17 protein-coding genes, 1 tRNA gene, 2 rRNA genes, 1 other RNA gene and 1 pseudogene are annotated in these 21,267 nt (G+C 40.5%); 4 read left to right on the forward strand and 18 right to left on the reverse strand.

The window, feature by feature from the left end:
* Positions 1 to 33: 33 nt before the first annotated feature.
* The 8 genes from NSQ74_RS03250 to ffs form a co-directional block, all read right to left on the reverse strand.
* Positions 34 to 2,961, reverse strand: a 23S ribosomal RNA gene (locus NSQ74_RS03250).
* 178 nt (positions 2,962 to 3,139) lie between these two features.
* Positions 3,140 to 4,691 (reverse strand): 16S ribosomal RNA (locus NSQ74_RS03255).
* Together the 16S and 23S rRNA genes form the textbook arrangement of a ribosomal RNA operon.
* A gap of 292 nt (positions 4,692 to 4,983) precedes the next feature.
* Complete coding sequence (locus tag NSQ74_RS03260) at positions 4,984 to 5,256, reverse strand: pro-sigmaK processing inhibitor BofA family protein (RefSeq protein WP_340821472.1); 273 nt, start codon at positions 5,254 to 5,256, stop codon at positions 4,984 to 4,986.
* A 69-nt stretch (positions 5,257 to 5,325) separates the two neighbouring features.
* Positions 5,326 to 5,541: a YaaL family protein gene (locus NSQ74_RS03265; RefSeq protein WP_340821473.1), complete on the reverse strand. Its 216-nt coding sequence runs from the start codon at positions 5,539 to 5,541 to the stop codon at positions 5,326 to 5,328.
* 13 nt (positions 5,542 to 5,554) lie between these two features.
* Positions 5,555 to 6,151: a recombination mediator RecR gene (gene recR, locus NSQ74_RS03270; protein WP_228134235.1), complete on the reverse strand. Its 597-nt coding sequence runs from the start codon at positions 6,149 to 6,151 to the stop codon at positions 5,555 to 5,557.
* An 11-nt stretch (positions 6,152 to 6,162) separates the two neighbouring features.
* Positions 6,163 to 6,477: a YbaB/EbfC family nucleoid-associated protein gene (locus NSQ74_RS03275; RefSeq protein ID WP_340821475.1), complete on the reverse strand. Its 315-nt coding sequence runs from the start codon at positions 6,475 to 6,477 to the stop codon at positions 6,163 to 6,165.
* A gap of 20 nt (positions 6,478 to 6,497) precedes the next feature.
* Positions 6,498 to 8,285 carry a DNA polymerase III subunit gamma/tau gene (dnaX, locus tag NSQ74_RS03280; protein ID WP_340821476.1) on the reverse strand — a complete coding sequence of 596 codons (1,788 nt, stop codon included), beginning with the start codon at positions 8,283 to 8,285 and terminating at the stop codon, positions 6,498 to 6,500.
* 144 nt (positions 8,286 to 8,429) lie between these two features.
* Positions 8,430 to 8,697, reverse strand: an RNA gene (gene ffs / locus NSQ74_RS03285) — signal recognition particle sRNA large type.
* Between the two features lie 183 nt (positions 8,698 to 8,880).
* On the opposite strand from ffs, the gene NSQ74_RS03290 reads away from it, so the two are divergent.
* The 4 genes from NSQ74_RS03290 (at position 8,881) to NSQ74_RS03305 (ending at position 12,629) form a co-directional block, all read left to right on the forward strand.
* A tRNA-Ser gene (locus NSQ74_RS03290) sits at positions 8,881 to 8,973 on the forward strand.
* Positions 8,974 to 9,120: 147 nt separating this feature from the next.
* Positions 9,121 to 10,383 carry an ATP-binding protein gene (locus NSQ74_RS03295; protein ID WP_340821477.1) on the forward strand — a complete coding sequence of 421 codons (1,263 nt, stop codon included), beginning with the start codon at positions 9,121 to 9,123 and terminating at the stop codon, positions 10,381 to 10,383.
* On the forward strand, positions 10,384 to 11,262 hold the full coding sequence (locus NSQ74_RS03300) for a response regulator (protein WP_340821479.1): 879 nt from the start codon (positions 10,384 to 10,386) through the stop codon (positions 11,260 to 11,262).
* 92 nt (positions 11,263 to 11,354) lie between these two features.
* On the forward strand, positions 11,355 to 12,629 hold the full coding sequence (locus NSQ74_RS03305) for a cation:dicarboxylate symporter family transporter (RefSeq protein ID WP_340821480.1): 1,275 nt from the start codon (positions 11,355 to 11,357) through the stop codon (positions 12,627 to 12,629).
* A gap of 47 nt (positions 12,630 to 12,676) precedes the next feature.
* Here NSQ74_RS03305 and NSQ74_RS03310 read toward each other — a convergent pair whose 3' ends face one another.
* The 10 genes and pseudogenes from NSQ74_RS03310 to NSQ74_RS03350 all read right to left on the reverse strand — a co-directional run bounded on the left by NSQ74_RS03310 (position 12,677) and on the right by NSQ74_RS03350 (position 21,245).
* Complete coding sequence (locus tag NSQ74_RS03310; protein ID WP_340821481.1) at positions 12,677 to 13,297, reverse strand: RraA family protein; 621 nt, start codon at positions 13,295 to 13,297, stop codon at positions 12,677 to 12,679.
* A 242-nt stretch (positions 13,298 to 13,539) separates the two neighbouring features.
* A complete protein-coding gene (locus NSQ74_RS23395; RefSeq protein ID WP_401022474.1) occupies positions 13,540 to 14,031 on the reverse strand; it encodes a methyl-accepting chemotaxis protein in 492 nt (163 codons plus the stop codon).
* A 42-nt stretch (positions 14,032 to 14,073) separates the two neighbouring features.
* Positions 14,074 to 14,448 (reverse strand): annotated as a pseudogene (locus NSQ74_RS23400) (PAS domain S-box protein); the annotation flags it as partial.
* A gap of 149 nt (positions 14,449 to 14,597) precedes the next feature.
* The gene (locus NSQ74_RS03320; RefSeq protein WP_340821484.1) at positions 14,598 to 15,128 is read right to left on the reverse strand and encodes an LOG family protein; all 531 of its coding nucleotides are present in this window, start codon (positions 15,126 to 15,128) and stop codon (positions 14,598 to 14,600) included.
* Between the two features lie 293 nt (positions 15,129 to 15,421).
* Positions 15,422 to 16,090 carry a deoxynucleoside kinase gene (locus tag NSQ74_RS03325; protein WP_340821485.1) on the reverse strand — a complete coding sequence of 223 codons (669 nt, stop codon included), beginning with the start codon at positions 16,088 to 16,090 and terminating at the stop codon, positions 15,422 to 15,424.
* Entirely contained in the window at positions 16,087 to 16,725 is a 639-nt protein-coding gene (locus tag NSQ74_RS03330) for a deoxynucleoside kinase (RefSeq protein WP_340821486.1), read from the reverse strand. The genes NSQ74_RS03325 and NSQ74_RS03330 overlap by 4 nt, the downstream gene beginning before the upstream one ends.
* 393 nt (positions 16,726 to 17,118) lie before the next feature.
* Positions 17,119 to 19,530, reverse strand: a complete 2,412-nt coding sequence (locus tag NSQ74_RS03335; RefSeq protein WP_340821487.1) for a heavy metal translocating P-type ATPase — start codon at positions 19,528 to 19,530, stop codon at positions 17,119 to 17,121.
* 81 nt (positions 19,531 to 19,611) lie between these two features.
* Entirely contained in the window at positions 19,612 to 19,818 is a 207-nt protein-coding gene (gene copZ, locus NSQ74_RS03340; RefSeq protein ID WP_228134225.1) for a copper chaperone CopZ, read from the reverse strand.
* 61 nt (positions 19,819 to 19,879) lie between these two features.
* Positions 19,880 to 20,212: a metal-sensitive transcriptional regulator gene (locus NSQ74_RS03345; protein ID WP_340821488.1), complete on the reverse strand. Its 333-nt coding sequence runs from the start codon at positions 20,210 to 20,212 to the stop codon at positions 19,880 to 19,882.
* Positions 20,213 to 20,294: 82 nt separating this feature from the next.
* Positions 20,295 to 21,245, reverse strand: a complete 951-nt coding sequence (locus NSQ74_RS03350; protein WP_340821490.1) for a cation diffusion facilitator family transporter — start codon at positions 21,243 to 21,245, stop codon at positions 20,295 to 20,297.
* Positions 21,246 to 21,267: the final 22 nt, after the last annotated feature.

Here is a 21,267-nt window from a genome sequence, read left to right on the forward strand (position 1 = left end):
GGATAAACGGTTCATTGAATGTTTCAAACTTTTTTGGTTAAGTCCTCGATCGATTAGTATTCGTCAGCTCCATGTGTCACCACACTTCCACCTCGAACCTATCTACCTCATCGTCTTTGAGGGATCTTACTTACTTGCGTAATGGGAAATCTCATCTTGAGGGGGGCTTCATGCTTAGATGCTTTCAGCACTTATCCCGTCCACACATAGCTACCCAGCGATGCCTTTGGCAAGACAACTGGTACACCAGCGGTGTGTCCATCCCGGTCCTCTCGTACTAAGGACAGCTCCTCTCAAATTTCCTACGCCCACGACGGATAGGGACCGAACTGTCTCACGACGTTCTGAACCCAGCTCGCGTACCGCTTTAATGGGCGAACAGCCCAACCCTTGGGACCGACTACAGCCCCAGGATGCGATGAGCCGACATCGAGGTGCCAAACCTCCCCGTCGATGTGGACTCTTGGGGGAGATAAGCCTGTTATCCCCGGGGTAGCTTTTATCCGTTGAGCGATGGCCCTTCCATGCGGAACCACCGGATCACTAAGCCCGTCTTTCGACCCTGCTCGACTTGTAGGTCTCGCAGTCAAGCTCCCTTGTGCCTTTACACTCTACGAATGATTTCCAACCATTCTGAGGGAACCTTTGGGCGCCTCCGTTACCTTTTAGGAGGCGACCGCCCCAGTCAAACTGTCCGCCTGACACTGTCTCCTGCCCCGCTAAGGGGCATGGGTTAGAATTTCAATACAACCAGGGTAGTATCCCACCGACGCCTCCTTCGAAGCTGGCGCTCCGAGATCTCTGGCTCCTACCTATCCTGTACAAGTTGTACCAAAATTCAATATCAGGCTACAGTAAAGCTCCACGGGGTCTTTCCGTCCTGTCGCGGGTAACCTGCATCTTCACAGGTACTATAATTTCACCGAGTCTCTCGTTGAGACAGTGCCCAGATCGTTACGCCTTTCGTGCGGGTCGGAACTTACCCGACAAGGAATTTCGCTACCTTAGGACCGTTATAGTTACGGCCGCCGTTTACTGGGGCTTCAATTCGCAGCTTCGCTTGCGCTAACCACTCCTCTTAACCTTCCAGCACCGGGCAGGCGTCAGCCCCTATACGTCACCTTACGGTTTTGCAGAGACCTGTGTTTTTGCTAAACAGTCGCCTGGGCCTATTCACTGCGGCTCTCGTGCGCTTGCACGCTCAAGAGCACCCCTTCTCCCGAAGTTACGGGGTCATTTTGCCGAGTTCCTTAACGAGAGTTCTCTCGCACACCTTAGGATTCTCTCCTCGACTACCTGTGTCGGTTTGCGGTACGGGCACCTCTCACCTCGATAGAGGCTTTTCTTGGCAGTGTGAAATCAGGAACTTCGTCCATACGGACTCGCCATCACAGCTCAACGTTATAGTGTGCGGATTTGCCTACACACACGCCTTACTGCTTGGACGCGCACAACCAACGGCGCGCTTACCCTATCCTACTGCGTCCCCCCATTTCTCAAACGGTGAGGAGGTGGTACAGGAATATCAACCTGTTGTCCATCGCCTACGCCTATCGGCCTCGGCTTAGGTCCCGACTAACCCTGAGCGGACGAGCCTTCCTCAGGAAACCTTAGTCATACGGTGGACGGGATTCTCACCCGTCTTTCGCTACTCATACCGGCATTCTCACTTCTAAGCGCTCCACCAGTCCTTCCGGTCTGACTTCAACGCACTTAGAACGCTCTCCTACCACTGACATCGTAGATGTCAATCCACAGCTTCGGTGAATCGTTTAGCCCCGATACATTTTCGGCGCAGCGTCACTCGACCAGTGAGCTATTACGCACTCTTTAAATGATGGCTGCTTCTAAGCCAACATCCTGGTTGTCTGTGCAACGCCACATCCTTTTCCACTTAACGATTACTTTGGGACCTTAGCTGGTGGTCTGGGCTGTTTCCCTTTTGACTACGGATCTTATCACTCGCAGTCTGACTCCCGTGTATAAATATCTGGCATTCGGAGTTTGTCTGAATTCGGTAAACCGGGATGGCCCCCTAGTCCAAACAGTGCTCTACCTCCAGTATTCTCATCACGAGGCTAGCCCTAAAGCTATTTCGGAGAGAACCAGCTATCTCCAAGTTCGATTGGAATTTCTCCGCTACCCACACCTCATCCCCGCACTTTTCAACGTGCGTGGGTTCGGGCCTCCAGTAAGTGTTACCTCACCTTCACCCTGGACATGGGTAGATCACCTGGTTTCGGGTCTACGACCACGTACTAATTCGCCCTATTCAGACTCGCTTTCGCTGCGGCTCCGCCTTATAAAGCTTAACCTCGCACGTAATCGTAACTCGCCGGTTCATTCTACAAAAGGCACGCTATCACCCATTAACGGGCTCTAACTACTTGTAGGCACACGGTTTCAGGATCTCTTTCACTCCCCTTCCGGGGTGCTTTTCACCTTTCCCTCACGGTACTGGTTCACTATCGGTCACTAGGTAGTATTTAGCCTTGGGAGATGGTCCTCCCGGATTCCGACGGAATTTCACGTGTTCCGCCGTACTCAGGATCCACTCTGGAGGGAATAAACTTTCGACTACAGGGCTTTTACCTGCTCTGGCGGACCTTTCCAAGTCGCTTCATCTAACTCATTCCTTTGTAACTCCGTATAGAGTGTCCTACAACCCCAAGAGGCAAGCCTCTTGGTTTGGGCTCTTCCCGTTTCGCTCGCCGCTACTCAGGGAATCGATTTTTCTTTCTCTTCCTCCAGGTACTTAGATGTTTCAGTTCCCTGGGTCTGCCTTCAAGACGCTATGTATTCACGTCAAGATACTACGCGATTAAACGTAGTGGGTTCCCCCATTCGGAAATCTCCGGATCAAAGCTCACTTACAGCTCCCCGAAGCATATCGGTGTTAGTGCCGTCCTTCTTCGGCTCCTAGTGCCAAGGCATTCGCCGTGCGCCCTTAATAACTTAACCTAGTTATTAAGCCTAAAAAACTTAAAAAAATAAATGTGTTTGTTACAATTTCAATGTCGTTTTATCCAGTTTTCAAAGAACAAGTTTTGAAGTATTTCATCGTAATGATGAACCTTCAAAACTGAACGCAAAACGTAATCTTACAAACCCAAGGTTTGTATTCCGAAAATATCCTTAGAAAGGAGGTGATCCAGCCGCACCTTCCGATACGGCTACCTTGTTACGACTTCACCCCAATCATCTATCCCACCTTCGGCGGCTGGCTCCAAAAGGTTACCTCACCGACTTCGGGTGTTACAAACTCTCGTGGTGTGACGGGCGGTGTGTACAAGGCCCGGGAACGTATTCACCGCGGCATGCTGATCCGCGATTACTAGCGATTCCGGCTTCATGTAGGCGAGTTGCAGCCTACAATCCGAACTGAGAACGACTTTATCGGATTAGCTCCCTCTCGCGAGTTGGCAACCGTTTGTATCGTCCATTGTAGCACGTGTGTAGCCCAGGTCATAAGGGGCATGATGATTTGACGTCATCCCCACCTTCCTCCGGTTTGTCACCGGCAGTCACCTTAGAGTGCCCAACTAAATGATGGCAACTAAGATCAAGGGTTGCGCTCGTTGCGGGACTTAACCCAACATCTCACGACACGAGCTGACGACAACCATGCACCACCTGTCACCGTTGTCCCCGAAGGGAAAACTGTATCTCTACAGTGGTCAATGGGATGTCAAGACCTGGTAAGGTTCTTCGCGTTGCTTCGAATTAAACCACATGCTCCACCGCTTGTGCGGGCCCCCGTCAATTCCTTTGAGTTTCAGTCTTGCGACCGTACTCCCCAGGCGGAGTGCTTAATGCGTTAGCTGCAGCACTAAGGGGCGGAAACCCCCTAACACTTAGCACTCATCGTTTACGGCGTGGACTACCAGGGTATCTAATCCTGTTTGCTCCCCACGCTTTCGCGCCTCAGTGTCAGTTACAGACCAGATAGTCGCCTTCGCCACTGGTGTTCCTCCAAATCTCTACGCATTTCACCGCTACACTTGGAATTCCACTATCCTCTTCTGCACTCAAGTCTCCCAGTTTCCAATGACCCTCCACGGTTGAGCCGTGGGCTTTCACATCAGACTTAAGAAACCACCTGCGCGCGCTTTACGCCCAATAATTCCGGACAACGCTTGCCACCTACGTATTACCGCGGCTGCTGGCACGTAGTTAGCCGTGGCTTTCTAATAAGGTACCGTCAAGGTACAGCCAGTTACTACTGTACTTGTTCTTCCCTTACAACAGAGTTTTACGAACCGAAATCCTTCTTCACTCACGCGGCGTTGCTCCATCAGGCTTTCGCCCATTGTGGAAGATTCCCTACTGCTGCCTCCCGTAGGAGTCTGGGCCGTGTCTCAGTCCCAGTGTGGCCGATCACCCTCTCAGGTCGGCTACGCATCGTCGCCTTGGTGAGCCGTTACCTCACCAACTAGCTAATGCGCCGCGGGCCCATCCTATAGCGACAGCCGAAACCGTCTTTTAGAATTGTCTCATGAGAGACAACAAGTTATTCGGTATTAGCCCCGGTTTCCCGGAGTTATCCCAAACTATAGGGTAGGTTGCCCACGTGTTACTCACCCGTCCGCCGCTAACGTCAAAGGAGCAAGCTCCTTATCTGTTCGCTCGACTTGCATGTATTAGGCACGCCGCCAGCGTTCGTCCTGAGCCAGGATCAAACTCTCCATAAAAGAAATTTGATTAGCTCAAATTGTTTTGCTGGCATCAATTTTGATGTCCAAAATTTTGTTTCGTTCACTAACGGAGTTAGCTTGTAAAAACTATATTGATTACGTTTTGCTTGTTCAGTTTTCAAGGTTCATTTTGTCGCTTCGTATTTCAGCAACTCTTATATAATACCATCTTTTCAAATCAATGTCAACAATTTATTTTAATTGTTTTTGTTTTATATAAGTTGTTGTTTCAGTTGTTATCTTAACGACTCTTATTACTATATCACAACATTTACAGTTTGCAAGTCTTTTATAAGAAAAATATTAAAAAAGTTATTCCTAGCACACCTGGAATTCCTAATATTGCAATTGTGAACACTGAAAACAAGTTGATAGGGACGTTATATCCGCCATATCCAACACCTAAATGGATAATGAATAATAATAAAAACGCAAATGCAAAACGGAACCAAAAAACAGATATCCCTTCTAATACTTTTCCTAATTTAACATGCCTTCCTACTATATAAAGAAAAAGAAGCGCTACAGGCACACAAACACTTACAATTACGATCCACGGCATCCAATTGCCTCCTTCGATAATAATTATGTAAGTTTATGATTCCCATGTCGCTTCTATAACTCTCGACTATTATTTAATTAACACTCGCCGAATTCTAGCTTCTTTAAATAAATAGAAATGTATACTCTCAGCAGCTTTCCGTTGAGCAATAATCTCTAAATCATAATCATTTAATAATTCTTCAATTACTTTCGCTTGCTGTAAATCTTCTTTTGTTTCTCTAATAAGATTAACAAGCTTTTCATCAAATTCTTTTTTTAGCTTTCCTTTATTGCGGAAGAACATCTCAATCCCTCACTCATAACTCTCGGCGGCCTTCCATTGCCTTCGATAACGTTACTTCATCAGCATATTCTAAATCTCCACCTACAGGTAATCCATGCGCGATACGAGTTGTACGGATGCCTGATGGTTTGACAAGACGAGAAATATACATAGCTGTCGCTTCACCTTCAATAGTAGAATTAGTTGCTAAAATAAGCTCCTGTACAGTTTCATCTTGTAGTCGAACTAAAAGTGAGGCTACATTAATATCCTCTGGACCGATACCATCCATCGGTGAAATAGCTCCTTGTAGCACATGGTACTTACCATGGTAATCACGCATTTTTTCCATTGCAATAACATCTTTAGTATCTTGGACAACACAAATGACAGAAGCGTCACGTTGTTTGTCAGTACAAATATGACATGGGTCTATATCGGTAATATTGCCACAAACAGAGCAATAGCTTAAATTACGCTTTGCCTCTATTAAAGCTTTTGAAAAGGATAGAACGTCATCCTCTTTCATTGTTAACACAAAAAACGCCAGTCGGGCCGCGGTTTTCGGCCCGATACCTGGCAATTTCATAAAACTATCGATTAATTTAGATATTGGTTCTGGGTAATACATATTGTTACCTCCTAGAATGGAAGGTTCATGCCTTGTGTGAATTTACCCATTGTTGCATTTGTTTTTTCTTCCACTTTTTTAAGTGCTTCATTCGTTGCAACAACAATTAAATCCTGTAGCATTTCGATATCGTCAGGATCTACTACTGAAGTATCAAGATTCACATCTACAACTTCGCGTTGACCTGTAACTGTTACTTTGACCATACCGCCGCCAGCAACACCTTCAAATTGTTCTACATTTAAAGCTTCTTGAGCTTCCATCATTTCTTTTTGCATTTTTTGCATTTTCTTCATCATGCCTTGCATATTTCCCATTCCACGCATAACCTATTCCTCCTAAGTAATCAGTCTTCAACAATTTCAATAAAATCCTTACCAAATAGCTTTTCCGCTTCCGTCACAAGTGGATCTTGTGATGCAAGTGGTTGTGCATCATCGATAAATGGTTCTTCTGGCATTTCTGCCGGTGGTGGTTCTAATAATTCAACATTCGGATCATCATTAACTAGCTGTTCTTTCTTTTGTTGTAATCCATGATCACGAATGAACTCTTCACGCAACTTTAACCAAGTTTCTTCAGGTGCACAAAGCATTTCATACATCGTGCCCGTCTGACCTGCAATTAATTGTGTGAATTGTGCTTTTAGCATTTGATTATCAGCAACCATTTGACAATGAATATCATACTTGAATTTTAACACAAAAGCACTCGAAGATGCCGCAACAGGTTCAGCTTCTGCTAAAAGAGCTGATTGTGACTTTTGCAATTGATTTAATGCTTGCGCCCATACAGCTTTTAAACGCTGGACATCTTGCTTTGTCGCATCCTTAAGCACTTCTTGTATACGTCCAGTAGGCGCTTTATAGCCGTTTGAGCTTTTTGCGCGAGGACGTTGTTCTTTTGCAGATTGAACAGATTGTGATGGTGCACCACTTTGTAATTGCGCTGACAATTGTTGCACCATTTGTTCAAGTGCAACTATTTTTTGTGCAAGCTCTGGACTCATTGCCGCTTCGCTTGACGTAACGTTGTGATTTACTACCCCACCTGAAAACTGAGTCATTTTCAGCAATGCCGTTTCCAAATAAATTTTTGTATGATGAGAGAAACGCATTTCTTGTTGTGTTTTCGCTAAAATATCAATGTATCCATAGAGCATATCCGGAGCAAAATCATGTGCCAACGCAAACACACGCTCTTCCGGTGATACTAGCTCTAACAGTTCAGCTAAATTCTCACTCGTTTGCAAAAGAAGCAAATCGCGGAAAAAGGTAATTAAATCTTCCGACAAGCGCAATGGATCTTTTCCATCTGCAATTAGCTGTTCTAAAAGTGCAAGCATTTGTGCAACATCTTTCACCTTTAACGCTTCTGCTAAATCATAGAAAACATCTTGACTAATTGAACCAGTAACTAAGAGCGCATCTTCAAGTTTCAGCAGCTCACCACTGAAGGATACAACTTGATCTAACAAACTCAATGCATCACGCATACCGCCAGCAGCTGATTGTGCAATTACTTTAAGTCCTTGTTCTTCAAATGGTAGCTCAATGTCTTCTAATACAACCTTCATACGGTCAATAATATCGTTGGTTGAAAGTCGTTTGAAATCAAAACGTTGGCAACGTGAAATAATCGTCGCTGGTAATTTATGAGGTTCTGTTGTTGCTAAAATAAATACCGCATGTGGTGGTGGTTCTTCTAACGTTTTTAAAAGCGCATTGAAGGCACTTGTAGACAGCATATGCACTTCATCAATGATATACACTTTAAACCTGCTACTTGCAGGTGCAAAACGTACTTTTTCAATAATGTCACGTATTTCTTCCACCCGTGAATTGGAAGCCGCATCAAATTCAATAACATCTGGGTGTGAACCATCTGTAATGCTTAAACAAGTTGCACACTCATTACACGGTTCGCTTGCTGGAGCATGCTCACAGTTTAAAGCCTTGGCAAAAATTTTGGCTGTACTTGTTTTCCCGGTTCCACGAGGTCCTGAAAACAAATATGCATGAGTTGTTTTATTCGCTAGGAGAGCATTTTGCAGCGTTCTTTTGACATGTGCTTGACCTGACATTTCTCGGAATGATTGTGGTCTATACACACGGTAAAATGCTTGATACGTCAATGATTTCCTCTCCTCTTCTTTTTAAATATTATTAAAACCATTATAGCATCGGCTAACTCGTTTATAAAACAGTGGCCTTTTTTGAATATAAAAAAAACGCATTCGCCTACAGTAGACGAATGCGTTCGAATTGGCAATTTAATGCCGTGCACCTTTCTTCGACAGCCGCACATAAGCGTTACTCTTGTCGTTAGCTCAGATTAGGCAACCCCGCGGCACATGAATAAGGCCACTTAATGCTGCTTCCTTCCGGACCTGACATGGTTCATGGGTATCCATTGCGCAGGACCCAATCGTCAACACTACGTGCAAAAGGCAGACCAAACAATACGGACAGCCTCGAAAAAGGAATTCAGTCTCGCTAGAGCGGATTGCGAGTTACAGGACACCGCTACCTTCCCACCTAGCACGGCAATAACTAGTATACTTTCAGTTTTCATAAATTGCAACGAATTGCACAAATTATTTAAATTCGTTCTTACGAAATAATATAAGTAATATCAACAATCATTATTTTTTAAAAAAAGATGTTGACGGAAAAATTAAAACATGATAAATTAGTTCTTGTCGATAAGACAGCACAGCAATATAACATGGAGGTATACCCAAGTCTGGCTGAAGGGATCGGTCTTGAAAACCGACAGGCGGGTAACACCGCGCGGGGGTTCGAATCCCTCTACCTCCTCCATTTTTTTAAAATACCGACTACATAATGTAGCCGTTTTTTTTTGCTCAAAATTGTATGTCATACTTATTAAATACCACTTCCTTTTAGGTTGTGGTATTTTTTTATTAGCTATTTTGCTCTACTAATAATTTAGGGAGGATTTTAAATATGTACTCGAAGTTTCTTTTATCTCGCACTTCCCTCACATGGATTTTATTAATTGCCATCTTAACAGCTCTCGGTAGTGAAATTAAAATTATCCCATTCGCTGATACTTCTTTTCGTTTTGGGTTGGGAACTATAATTTTCTTTTTATGCACACTGCTTAAACCAACACCTATTATTTTTGCTGGTATCGCAACAAGCATTGTAACTACTGCTTTACGAGCAGCTATTAGTTTCTACACACAAAACATATCAATATTAGAAGGTATTTATATTCATTTACCTGCTGCTACATTTTATTTATTATTTGCACTATGTCTGCAATATTTAAATATTCATCAATATCGTGAAAAACCACTTAAGTTAGGATTACTTGTAGCTTTAAGTGAGGTTATAAGCAATTTAGCGGAACAGTTGCTACGTTTCTTTGTACAATCGTATACAATTTTATTCTTTCATGACCTACTCATCCTATTAGCAGTTGCTCTGTTACGAAGCTTTTTTGTTGTCGGTATTTATAGCTCTATTTTAATTGCTGAGCAAAAAAAGCGCGTACAAGAAATACTTACTATTGGTTCAGACTTATATGTAGAAACACTTTATTTAAAAAAGTCTATGAATCATATAGAAGCAATTACCGCTAATGGATTTGATTTATATCGCCAATTAAAAGCTCAGGGCAATCGCTCAGAAAGTTTACAGGCACTTCATATTGCCCAGGAAATTCATGAGGTAAAAAAAGATTCCCAACGTATTTATGCAGGTATTTCTAAGATTGTCGGCGATAAGAGCTTTGGCTCTCTAAGATTATCAGAATTATTACATTATATAGAGGACGGTAATAGTAAATACAGTGAATTACTCGGTAAAGATATACAATTTAACATTACTTTAAAGACCGATTTTCTAACGAACGAGCATATCGCCCTTTTAGCACTATTAAACAATCTTACTGCCAATGCCATTGAAGCAATAGAAGGACAAGGTGTCATATCTATTGATATTCAGCAACAAGAGGTTGATACTGTAATAACAGTAAGTGATGATGGTAAAGGAATCACCGAAAGTGATCTTTCTATTATTTTTGAACCTGGCTATACGACAAAATATAATGTCGAAGGTGTAGCAGCTACAGGAATCGGACTTTCACATGTTGCTGAATTAATTTCTAAATTAAACGGCTCCATTTCAGTTGAATCAAATAACTTTAAAACAATGTTTAAAATTATAATTCCTACGCAAACTATTCAAACGGGAGAGACTTAAATGAGGTATTTTATTGTAGATGATGATCGTGCAAGTCGCGTGATGCTAAAACAAATTATTGAAGATAGTGGTTTAGGTACAGTCATCGGTGAAGCACGTAATGGAGTGGACGCCATTCCTCAAATATTAATGACACAGCCAGAGTTTGTGCTAATCGATTTACTTATGCCTAAGCTTGATGGTATAGCTACAGTGGAGCATCTTCTTCAAAATCGATTTGAAGGACAGTTTATTATGATTTCTCAGGTTGTAAATAAAGAAATGGTTGGCGAGGCGTATGAACAAGGTATTGACTTCTTTATCCATAAACCGATTAACCGTATTGAAGTTGAAAATGTTTTACGTAAAACTACAGAACAATTCCGCCTAAAAAACTCTCTTTTAGTTATTCGGCAATCGCTGACTAACATCGACCTAAGTGAGCAGATAAACAATAAAGCCACATCACGAGATCATATCCAATCTATTTTAAATGATATGGGTATTGTCGGTGAGATTGGCAGCGAGGATATTATAGCGATTATTGAAACATTGCTAGCACATCAACATAAGATTGCACCACTTCCTCCTTTAAAAGAGCTCTATGAGGAAATAGCAGCTGTTACGAAGGCCACTCCAGATGAAATATTAAAAGAGAGCAAAGCCATTGAACAGCGAGTGCGTCGAACAATTTTAGCAGCGATGATTAATCTCGCCAATTTAGGGGTAGTTGATTATACAAACTCAGAATTTGAATACTATGCACCTCGATACTTTGATTTTAAAGAGATTCGTCAGCTCATGACACAGATTGAAGACCATGGAAATCGCAAAGCAAAGGTCAATATCAAGAAGTTTATACAGGTGTTATATTCAGACATTTTAACAAAAGTAAATTAATTTTCTCGGATTTTGTCGGATTTTATAAGTCCTCCGTATTATTAAAGTAAGGCATGTCCTAAAAATTTTAATATAGGGGAGGAATTAAGATTTTGAAAAAGAAATTTAAACTCAGTTTAGCCGCTCAGATTCTAATCGGTTTAATTTTAGGGATTATTGTTGGTGGTATCTTTTATGGTAACCCCAAAATTGAGACATATTTACAACCACTAGGAGATATTTTTCTACATCTAATTAAGATGATTGTGGTACCTATTATTATTTCGACTTTAATTGTTGGTGTTGCTGGAACTGGAGACATTAAACAGCTCGGCAGATTAGGCGGAAAAACGCTTATTTACTTTGAAATTATTACAACAGTAGCAATTGTTGTTGGTTTACTTTCAGCAAACCTGTTTCACCCAGGTGCTGGCATAAATATGAACGAACTTTCGCAAGGGGATATTTCGAAATACGTTACAACAACTGAAGAAGTACAGCATGAAGGACCGTTTGATATTATTGTAGGCATTGTACCAACAAATATTATTCAATCAATGGCTGAAGGCAATATGCTTGCTATCATTTTCTTCTCTGTTATTTTTGGTTTAGGGGTAGCTGCAATTGGAGAGCGAGGAAAACCAGTTTTAGACTTCTTCCAAGGTGTAGCAGACGCGATGTTCTGGGTAACTAACCTTGTAATGAAATTCGCTCCAATTGGGGTATTTGGTTTAATTGGTGTAACCGTTTCCAAATATGGGTTTGCTTCCCTCATCCCGCTTGGTAAGCTTGCAATACTTGTTTATGCAACGATGATATTCTTCATCTTCATCGTACTTGGTCTTGTAGCAAAATTTGCAGGAGTCAACATTTTCTACTTGATTAGAGTATTAAAAGACGAATTAATTTTAGCGTTCTCCACTGCTAGTTCGGAAGCCGTATTACCACGCGTAATGCTGAAAATGGAGAAACTAGGTGCACCGAAAGATATTGTTTCCTTTGTTATTCCTACAGGTTATTCCTTTAACTTGGATGGTTCAACATTGTATCAAGCGATCGCTGCATTATTCATTGCCCAAATGTATGGTATTCATTTAAGCATTGGGGAACAAATTACGTTAATGCTAGTATTAATGGTTACATCTAAAGGGATTGCAGGTGTACCAGGCGTATCATTCGTAGTATTACTTGCAACTTTAGGTACTGTTGGTATTCCAATCGAAGGCTTAGCATTCATTGCAGGTATTGACCGTATTCTTGATATGGGACGTACAGTAGTAAACGTAATCGGTAACTCTTTAGCGTCATTAGTAATGGCGAAATGGGAAGGCCGCTTCGATAAAGAAAAAATGAAAAACTACTTTAAAAACAATGAAAATTTAGCTTAATACCAGAAAAAATCCTCACGATGGACTAATGCATCGTGAGGATTTTTTTATTTTCCTAGTACTTTATCTAAATACGCAATAATAGACTCTTTGCCGTTTGCATGTGCTTCTTGAGCGCGCGCTTCATCCTTTTCCACTTTAAGCTCAGCTGCTGCTACAATGCGCTCCGCATCCTCTTGTGGGACAACAATGACGCCATCGACATCGCCAATAATATAATCACCAGGCTGCACTGTTACACCGCCAATAGCAATTGGCACATTGACTTTACCGCCACCATTTTTATTGCCAGCAGCAACAGTAGTACCAAGAGCAAATACAGGGAAATCCAACTCTCGAATCGCAGCAATATCACGAATAACACCATCTACTACAAATCCTTGTACACCAATACCTTTTGCTAAGGACATAACAAAATCCCCTGCAACAGCTCGATTTGTATTCCCTTTTGCATCGATAACTAAAATATCGCCCTCTTTAGCAGCTCGAATCGCTTCAAGTACAGCTCCATTTTCCCCGTCTGGTAAACGTACAGTAACTGCTCGCCCTGCTATTTTAAAATGATCCGCTAACGCTTTAATATTACTTCGTAAATTTGTATGGCCCCCGGTTGCATCTGAAATTGCTGTAGCTGGTAAATGTTTAAAACTTACTTCCACCTTTGTCATGCACAACACCCCTATTATGATTTTTGAAGCCCTTCCACAATTATTGTAAATAAAACGCTGCTACTATTTCAATATATTCAGAAAACTTTTGGAATTATTTATGGTGAAAATAGATAATCGATGTTGTTTCCTCGAATAAAATAGCTAATTCCTCGGTACCCTACCTGCACTAACTACTTTTATTAGAATTTAAAAAAGCCTGAGGCATTGTTGGCATAATTGCCACTTGCCACACGCTTGTTTTAAATTATCTCAATAAATTGTTTTGATCGTTCATCTAATGCCTCTGCAGCAGAGGCAATTTCAACAAAATCACTTGTCGTTACATTTATTTGTCCATTAGACTTTTCAACTTCTTCAGAAATGCGTGTAATGCTTTCCGTAACTTGCCCGATTTCACGAACAATTCCTTCCACATTTTCTTTCACTTCTGAAATGGATTGCTCAACTCTTACTGAAAGTTTCCGAACCTCTTTCGCTACAACATCAAAACCTCTTCCATACTCACCAGCTCTTGCGGCTTCAATTGCTGCATTCAAAGCGAGTAAGTTTGTTTGAGATGCAATACCTTGTATAGTTTTTACAATACCTTTAATAGATTCCGCCTGATTTTGTAATTGGGCAAGATTTTTTACATTCTCCGAAGATTCCTTTGATACTTGTTGAATAGTTTCAAGTAAACTCTCACTATTTTTTATGCCTGCCTCTGAACGACTATACAGCTCGGTGGACATTTGCTTCAACTGATCTGCTACATTAACTATCGTTTTTTGACGATTAGTAACATTCGTTGCGATTTTGGATACGCCAATGACTTTTCTTGAGTTATTCTCAAATACAGGCATGTAGGTCGCCTCGAGCCAAACACTATTACCTAGTGCATCCTTTCTCTCAATTTTATCCTGATAGCTATTACCTGCTGCTAGGTTGCGCCAAAATTTTTCATAGTCAGGGCTTTTTGAAAATTTAGGAAAGCAAAATTCTCTATGGTCTTTTCCGATCATTTGCTCTACTGAATAGCCCATTGTTTTCGCAAACAGCTCATTTACATAAGCCACTTTACGATGCATATCAAAACGGATAATAGCTATATTGCGTTCTATTGCTTGAACGACTAAATCATCCGTGACTTGTGTATCAATTTTATTCATAAAATCCACCTCCGTCGTCCTAATTTACTAGTGTGAGTCATCCTGTATTTTCTTTTATAATAAATCAGATTGTTATATATTATAATATAACTAATTGTATATTAAAAATACTATAAATTTTCATTTTTGGTACTTTATTCACACCATCGTTATTCTATCAATGCTAAAACTTCTTCCGCTGTTGTGGCTACACGAATTAATGCTTTGTGTTCTGCACGGATAAAGCCTTCCTCTAACATTCGATTAAAATGCTGCAGTAGTGCATCATAAAACCCATTCACATTAAACAAAATAACGGGTTTTTCATGCAATCCGATTTGAGCCCATGTAAATACTTCAAAATATTCGTCCAATGTACCGCCACCACCTGGCAACGCAATAAAGGCATCCGCTAAATCCACCATTTTTGCCTTTCGTACATGCATTGACTCTACGAAATGAATTTCTGTTAATGAAGCATGAACGACTTCATGTTTTTGTAAATGGGTCGGCATTACACCAATAACTTCTCCACCTGCTGTTAATGTAGCATCTGCAACTTTCCCCATTAATCCTATTTTAGAGCCTCCATATACAACACCATGACCATTTCGTGCTAAAACCGTTCCTAACTCAGTTGCTTTTTCAGCATAAATGGGATTAACGCCTAATCCAGAACCACAATATACCGCGATTTTCATACTCGTTCCTCCTATTACAAAAGACGCGATAACAATAGGCTTCGTATTGTCTCACGTCTTTTGGTCTTTTTATTTTTTATTTAGTCTTACAATTTTTACTTTAAAAACAAATCATGACTCGTTTACGCCTGCCGCTTTGCTTTCGGCCAGAACGCATAGTTTTCTTTACTTTAAAGCATTGAAAAAAATACTCCTATTTTCGTAAATGACTTGTTTGCGCCTGTCGCTTCGCTTTCGGCCAGAACATATAGGATTTCCTTACTTTAAAGATTTACGATTGCATCGTAATACTCCTATTTTCGTAAATGACTTGTTTGTTTTAGCATATGACTGATGCGGCTCACAATTGATTCAATCGCGTCAGGATTTTTCATTAAATCATAATCATTAATATCTAAACGTAGGACAGGACATGAATTAAAATTATTGATCCAATCTTCGTAGCGCTCATGCATTTCAATCCAATAATCATTTGGTGTTTGCTGCTCCATCTCACGACCACGTTCTTGAATACGACCAATTACATCATCAATCGGCCCCTCTAAATAAACTACTAAGTCTGGGTGTGGGAAATAAGGTGTCATCACCATGGCATCAAATAAATTACGATATGTCTCGTAATCTATTGGACTCATCGTCCCTTTATCAAAGTGCATTTTTGCAAAAATCCCTGTATCTTCATAAATAGAGCGATCTTGCACAAAGCCACCGCCATATTCGAAAATACGCTTTTGCTCTTTAAAACGTTCAGCTAGGAAATATACTTGTAAATGGAAGCTCCATTTTTCAAAGTCATCATAAAATTTATCTAAATAAGGATTTGTGTCTACTTTTTCAAATGATGTACGGAAATTTAACACTTCTGCCAGCGCCTTTGTCATCGTGGACTTTCCTACACCTACAGTCCCAGCAATTGTAATGACCGTTTGTGGGGGAATTCCATATTTCTCTCTCAAATTCATTGTTGCAAGCTCCTTTGTTGTAACGTATCTTCAATTGTTTTTAAAACATATTGTAAATCTTGCGGGTTTTTTACAAAATCAAGTTGGTCTCCGTTGAATCGAATAACGGGAATTTCAGGATGCAACTTCTCAAAATGTTCAGTAAAGGTATGATAATCTGCTACTAGTTGCTCCATGTATTCACGGGAAATCATTTTCTCAAATTCACGCCCCCGTTTGGCAATACGTTGCATTAACGTATCTACACTAGCATGTAAATAAACAACTACATTTGGCACGGGCATACCTTTCGTTAAAATTTGATAGATTTCTTCATACTTTTCATACTCAGCAGGTGCCAACGTACGCTTCGCGAAAATTAAATTTTTAAAAATATGATAGTCCGATACCACTGCTGTTTTTTGTGCTAACCGCAATTTTTTGATATCTGTTAATTGCTTATAGCGATTACATAGGAAGAACATTTCCGTTTGGAAGCTCCATTCCTCAATATCTTCATAAAACTTATTTAAAAACGGATTTTCGTCTACTATTTCCTTTAATAGATGGTAATTAAATGTCGCTGATACCTCTTTTGCCAAAGAAGTTTTGCCTACACCAATCGGACCTTCTACCGCAACAAATGGAACCGTCACCAGAAGTTCCTCCTTTATGTTTAGAATTCTATGAGTCAATTATGCCCTTATTTTAAGGCTATACTGTATAAAACTAAAAATGAATCAGTGCTTTTCATTGTATCATAGTGAGAAAATGAAAAACAGAATCAACGTGAATCTCAATTTTTAACATTTTTTAATATGCACACTTGATAGATAATGCAATAAAAAAAGACCCACCGTAGTGGGTCCAGACTTTAAACAAATACTGCTATAGATTTCCACTACGGTGGGCGCATTCCGCGGGCTTACTATAAACTTTCCCCTCGTAATTCGCTCACTTTTTTGCTTCTTATGGTACTGCGTTCTAAGCACGTATCTTCGTGGACTTTTATTTAGAAAATTGTTTGAGAATTGTTTGAGTGCCTGGCACTATAATTTCACTCGTTGTAAACGTAAGGCATTTAATACAACAGATACTGAGCTGAATGCCATAGCTGCGCCTGCTACCCATGGTGCAAGTAGACCCATGGCCGCTATAGGAATACCTAATGTATTATATGCAAATGCCCAAAATAGATTTTGTTTAATATTGCGCATTGTTTTACGACTCATAATGATTGCTTCCGCAATGCTATTTAGATCTCCACGAATTAACGTAATATCAGCAGCCTCCATTGCGACGTCTGTACCTGTACCAATAGCCATTCCAATATGTGCTGTTGCTAATGCGGGTGCATCATTTATACCATCCCCTACCATCGCTACATTTTTGCCTGCAGCTTGAAGTTTTTTCACTTCATCGGCTTTTCCTTCTGGGAGTACTTCCGCGATAACATGATTAACACCAACCTCATCTCCAATTGCCTGTGCAGTCCGTTTGTTATCGCCCGTCATCATAATGACTGTAATACCCATTTCCTGTAAACGATGAATAGCTTCTTTGGAAGTATCTTTTACCGTATCTGCTACAGCAACAAGACCAGCATATTGACCATTAATAGCAGCCAACATTGCAGTTTTACCGCTCTCTTCGAAATGCTCCATTGTCGGCAATATATGCTCAATATTAATATCGTATTGTTGCATTAATTTACGTGTTCCGATTACAACACCTTGACCAGAAACTGTTGCTTGCACACCATAGCCCGGAATTGCCTCAAAAAATTGAACTTCGCCAAGCTCGATACCTTTATCCTCAATTCCTTGAACAATTGCTTGTGCTAACGGATGCTCGGATTGTTTCTCCGCTGCGCCAATTAATGAAAGAACATGTGCTTCCTCATGATTGGCTGCTAGTACGACGTCCGTTAATACAGGTTTTCCGTGTGTAACTGTACCTGTTTTATCGACAACGACTGTATCAATGCGTTGCGTTTGTTCTAAATGCTCGCCACCTTTAAATAAAATACCAAATTCGGCAGCCCGACCAGAGCCTGCCATAATAGATGTTGGTGTCGCTAAGCCAAGCGCACAAGGACAAGCAATTACAAGCACAGCAATTAAAACTTCAAGTGCCGGTGTAAACTCTCCTGGTTTTACCCATAAAATCCAAATAAGGAAAGTGACAATAGCAATACTAACAACAATTGGTACGAAAATGCCGGAAATTTGGTCTGCTAAACGTTGAATAGGTGCTTTTGAGCCTTGTGCATCTTCAACGACTTTTATAATTTGTGCCAGTGCTGTATCACGCCCAACTTTTGTAGCCGACATTTTCACAAAACCATTTTTATTAATTGTTGAACCGTATAATAAATCGCCTTGCTTTTTATCTACTGGTAGACTTTCCCCAGTTAGCATTGATTCGTCAACAGCCGTTGTGCCCTCTAATACAGCACCATCAACTGGAATTTTCTCACCCGGCTTCACTAATAAAATGTCACCTATTACAACTTCCTCTAACGGTATTTCTTTTTCTACGCCGTCGCGCACAACAATAGCGGATTTAGCTTGAAGTCCCATTAGTTTTTTTATAGCTTCCGATGAGCGACCTTTAGCTTTTGCCTCGAATAATTTACCTAATAATATTAACGTAATTAAAACGGCACTCGTTTCAAAATATAGATGCGGGCCGTGATGCGAATTAATTGTGACAATTGCTTGATAAACACTGTAGAAATATGCCGCAGAGGTCCCCATAACGACAAGAACATCCATATTGGCACTTCCATTACGTAGTGCTTTATATGCTCCTACGTAAAATTGTCTCCCAATAATAAATTGAACCGGCGTAGCTAACACTAATTGCACCCAAGGATTCATTAAAAAATCAGGGACATATAAAAATGATGTAAAAGAAAAGTGACCAACCATCGTCCAAAGTAATGGTAGCGAAAGAATGGCAGAGAAAATAAGTTTTTGTTGCTGTTGTTTTATAGCCTTTTCTCGATAATCTTCGGTTGCTTGCTCATCCGCCTTCTGGTGAGCCCCATATCCTAATTTCTCTACCTTACCGATAATGTCAGATACAGCAACTTCTGTTGGATTAAATTCGATTGTTGCTTTTTCAAGAGCCAAGTTTACAGAAGCCGTTGATACGCCTGATAGTTTATTTAAACCTTTTTCTATGCGTGTGGCACACGCAGCGCACGTCATACCTGTAATATCTAGTTCTGTTTTTTGTTTCACCACACCATAACCTAATGCTTCAATCTTTTTTTCAAAATCTGCTTCACTCAATTTTGCTGGATCATATTTTATAGAGGACTTTTCAAGCGCTAAGTTTACAGTTGCTTGCTCGACACCCTCCATTTTTTTCAATCCCTTTTCTATTCGAGTAGCACAAGCTGCACAAGTCATACCTGTAATTTGTAAATTTGTTTCCTTGAAGTCAGAACTCATTACCTTTCCTCCTCTTTATATACCGACTAGGGGTATATAGATTTGAAAATAATAGAGTGCTTTTTGAGCACCCTACTTTTCTTATTCTACCTCATAACCTTGATCGTCAATCGTTTCTTTAATTTGCGCTAGTGATACTTGTGCATCGTCAAACGCTACATCTACCAAACCATCAGCCAAATTTACTTTTACTTGTTCTACACCAGCTAGTGCACCGACACTTTTTTCTACTGAATTAACACAATGTCCACATGACATTCCTTGTACGTTTAATGTTACGTTTTGCATAAATATCTCTCCTTTAAGTTAAATTAAAATGCTATATAAGAGTATATACCCTAAAAAATTATTATTTTTTCATTAATTTTTGAATGGTCACTACTAATTCATCTAGGACCGCTTCATCACCTTCAGATAGGCGATCTACGACACAGCCTTTTAAATGACCTTCTAATAAAATTTTCGCTACGCTATTTAAAGCTGATTGCGTGGCAGACAACTGCGTTATAACATCATCACAGTAAACGTCCTTTTCAATCATTCCCTTAATGCCTCGGATTTGACCCTCGATTCGATTTAAACGAGTCGTTAAATCCTTTTTTACGCGCTCAGGGTGGTGACTTTTTCGACACGACGCAGTTTCTCCCGTATGACAATCATCATCTTTCACTGTGTCTTCCAACTGCTTCACCTCCTATTTGATTATAATCATACTATACCCACGAAGGGTATGTAAAGTAGGCAATTTTTTTTTTCCAATTTTTTTAATCATGATCGTGATGAGTTTGCTCACTTTTTATATTACATAAAATTGACTCATCATGACGATTTGCTACTGTTTCCAATTGTATCGTTACATGCTTTATGCCCTTATGTTCAAGATTATGTTCAATTTCGCGTAATATATGCTCGCTTTCCCCAATGCTTAGTTGGCTATCGACAACTGCATGACAGGAAAGTGCATTTGTGCCACTAGTAATCGTCCAAATATGAAGGTCATGGATACTTTGTACACCTTCATTTTGCTCGATTATTTGAATGATTTCCTGTACATCAACATTTGACGGAGTTCCTTCCATAAGTACATGGATAGCGGCCTTTGTTACAAAATATCCACTCCGTAGTACCAATACTGCCACAATGACACTTGCGAGCGGATCTGCCCATCCCCAGCCGAAAAACATAATAACTAATGCAGCGATTATCGCACCTACAGAGCCAAGCATATCGCTAAGAACATGTAAAAATGCTCCGCGCATATTTAAATTGTCTTGTGTATCGCCACCGCGCATCATAATCCAAGCAACTAAAATATTTATTAGAAGGCCAATTACACTAATAATTAGCATCCCTGTCGTTGCCACTTCTGGAGGATTTGCAAAACGCTCAATTGCTTCATAAAAAATAAACAATGCGATTAATATTAATGTCACGCCATTTAATACTGCAGCTAAAATCTCGAACCTTTTATAGCCATATGTTTTACTAAAGCTAGCTGCTTTTTCTCCAAACATAAAAGCAAGTAGTGCTATTGCTAATGAAATTGAATCACTTAGCATATGTCCAGCGTCTGATAAAAGCGCCAAACTATTAGTTAAAACCCCACCAATCGCTTCAACAACCATATAACTCGTAATGATTATAAAGGATAACAACAGTACCTTTTTATTTGCGCCATGTGTATGATCATGGCCGTGATCGTGATTATGCCCCATAGTTTTCCCCTCCAAAAATTTA

Origin of the sequence: Lysinibacillus sp. FSL W8-0992, assembly GCF_038008685.1 — a bacterium.
Lineage (GTDB): Bacteria > Bacillota > Bacilli > Bacillales_A > Planococcaceae > Lysinibacillus.